At 60.4% G+C, this 2041-nt stretch carries 2 protein-coding genes and 1 pseudogene; all 3 read right to left on the bottom strand.

Annotated features, from left to right (window positions below):
* Positions 1 to 221: pseudogene (locus HMPREF1546_RS19190) on the bottom strand (4Fe-4S cluster-binding domain-containing protein); the annotation flags it as partial.
* 129 nt (positions 222 to 350) lie between these two features.
* Positions 351 to 1091, bottom strand: a complete 741-nt coding sequence (locus tag HMPREF1546_RS09205; RefSeq protein ID WP_021749337.1) for an amino acid ABC transporter ATP-binding protein — start codon at positions 1089 to 1091, stop codon at positions 351 to 353.
* A gap of 4 nt (positions 1092 to 1095) precedes the next feature.
* Positions 1096 to 1974: an amino acid ABC transporter permease gene (locus HMPREF1546_RS09200; protein WP_021749336.1), complete on the bottom strand. Its 879-nt coding sequence runs from the start codon at positions 1972 to 1974 to the stop codon at positions 1096 to 1098.
* Positions 1975 to 2041: the final 67 nt, after the last annotated feature.

The following is a 2041-nucleotide window of genomic DNA, read 5'->3' as shown; positions in this document are numbered from 1 at the left end:
CCCCCGCCGGTGAGGACCACCCCGTCCAAAAGCCCCCGGCGGGAGGCCAGGAAGTCCAGCACCTCCTGCTCCGGGATCTCCGGCGTCTCCGCCAGCCGGGTCACCAGCAATGCGTTGTGGCAGAAGGGGCACCGCAGGTTGCAGCCGCCGGTGAACACCGTGGCTGCCAGCTTTCCCGGGTAGTCCACCATGGCCAGTTTCTGAAGTCCGTGAATGTGCATGGCCGGATCCCTCCATAAGCACAAGATGTTGCTATTCTAAACTGATTTTTCCACAAGAACAAGTGGTGGACGCAACAAAGACAAAAAAGTTCCCGGAGGCGCAGCCTCCGGGAACGGGAAAGACGGGATTCAATTCTTGCGGAACCGGGAGAGGAAGTCCTGCGTCTCCTGTTTCTGGGGATTGCCGAAGACCTGCTCCGGCGTGCCCTCCTCGCAGATGACGCCCTGGTTCATGTACACCACATGGCTGCTGACGTCCCGGGCAAAGGCCATCTCATGAGTCACCACCAGCATGGTCATGCCCTCCTGGGCCAGGTCCTGCATGACGGAGAGGACTTCTCCCACCATCTCCGGGTCCAGGGCGGAGGTGGGTTCGTCGAACAGCAGCACCTCCGGCTCCATGGCCAGGGCCCGGGCAATGGCCACCCGCTGCTTCTGGCCGCCGGAGATCTGCCGGGGCTTGGCTTGGATGTAAGGCGCCATGCCCACCTTTTCCAGATACTCCATGGCCCGCTTCCGGGCGGTCTCCTTGTCCTTTTTCAGTACCTTGATCTGCCCGACCATGCAATTTTCCAGCACGGTCATGTTGTTGAACAGGTTGAAGGACTGGAACACCATGCCCACATGGGAGCGGTACTGGGGGGCATTGACCTTGGGACCGGTGACGTTCTGGCCGCGGTAGAGGATCTCGCCGCTGGTGGGGGTCTCCAGCAGGTTGATGCACCGCAGCAGGGTACTCTTGCCGGAGCCGGAGGCACCAATGATGCTGGTGACATCGCCTTTTTTCACGGTGAAATCGATGTCCCGCAGCACTTCGTGGCTGCCGAAGGACTTGCTTAGATGCCGGATCTCTAAAATCATATCGTCCATGTTGTCAGCGATCTCCTCTCGTACGGCCGTGCTGCAATTCCTGACGGACCCGATCCCGGTACTCTTTGCTCCGCTCATCGAAGGGAGTGCCTCGGTCCGGGTGGCTGTATGTGCCGGCGGCCATGGTCAGATGGTCCGTCTGTGCCAGCTTGTAATCGCTGCTGCCGTCCATCCGCTTTTCCAACCAGCGCAGCAGGAAGGAGGCGATCAGCGTCATGGTGAGGTACCCGGCCATCTCCACCACGGCGGAGGGGAAGTAGAGGTAGCTGGCGCCCACCGCCGCCCGGTGGGCGGAGAAGAAATCGGGGAAGCCGATGATGAACATGACGGACGTATCCTTCACATTGATGATGAAGTTGTTGCCGATCTGGGGCAGGATATTCCGGATGGCCTGAGGCAGGATCACATGCAGCATGGTCTGCACATGGGTCATGCCGATGGCCTTGGCGCCCTCGGTCTGGCCGGGGTCGATGGAGATAATGCCGCCCCGGACGGACTCGGCCATGTAGGCGCCGGTGTTGATGGACACCACCAGAATGGCGGCCATCCAGATGCTGTCAAACCGCACGGCGTTGTCCGTAAAATAGGGCAGGCCATAATAGAGAAACACCGCCTGCAGCACCATGGGGGTACCCCGGAAGATCTCCACGTAGATCCGGACCACTGCCCGGATCAGCGCCAGAAAGAACCGCTTGACGGGCGGGTCGTTCTTGCTGTGGGGAATGGTGTTCAGAATGCCGCAGACGAATCCGATCAGGCAGCCGATGGCGGTGGCCACCAGTGCCAGAATCAAGGTATTGCGGATGCCGGGCAGATAGTGGGACACGCCGTAGTTCGACCAGAGCTTGGCAATGTCGGATGCCAGCTGGAACAGTTTCTCCATGGAGGCAGACTCCCTTCGGTAAAGAGTTGATATGCGGGAAGCAGGCGGGAGGACAGACTGTCCTCCC

The sequence above is a fragment of the Oscillibacter sp. KLE 1745 genome (assembly GCF_000469445.2).
Taxonomy (GTDB): Bacteria; Bacillota; Clostridia; order Oscillospirales; family Oscillospiraceae; genus Oscillibacter; species Oscillibacter welbionis.
The sequence above is the reverse complement of the archived record's forward strand: the minus strand, read 5'-3'. Positions and strand labels throughout refer to the sequence as shown.

Bases quoted from the DNA above. Each gene is read 5' to 3' on its own strand.
- HMPREF1546_RS09205 (WP_021749337.1), bottom strand. From the start codon at position 1,091: ATGGACGATATGATTTTAGAGATCCGGCATCTAAGCAAGTCCTTCGGC.
- HMPREF1546_RS09200 (WP_021749336.1), bottom strand. From the start codon at position 1,974: ATGGAGAAACTGTTCCAGCTGGCATCCGACATTGCCAAGCTCTGGTCG.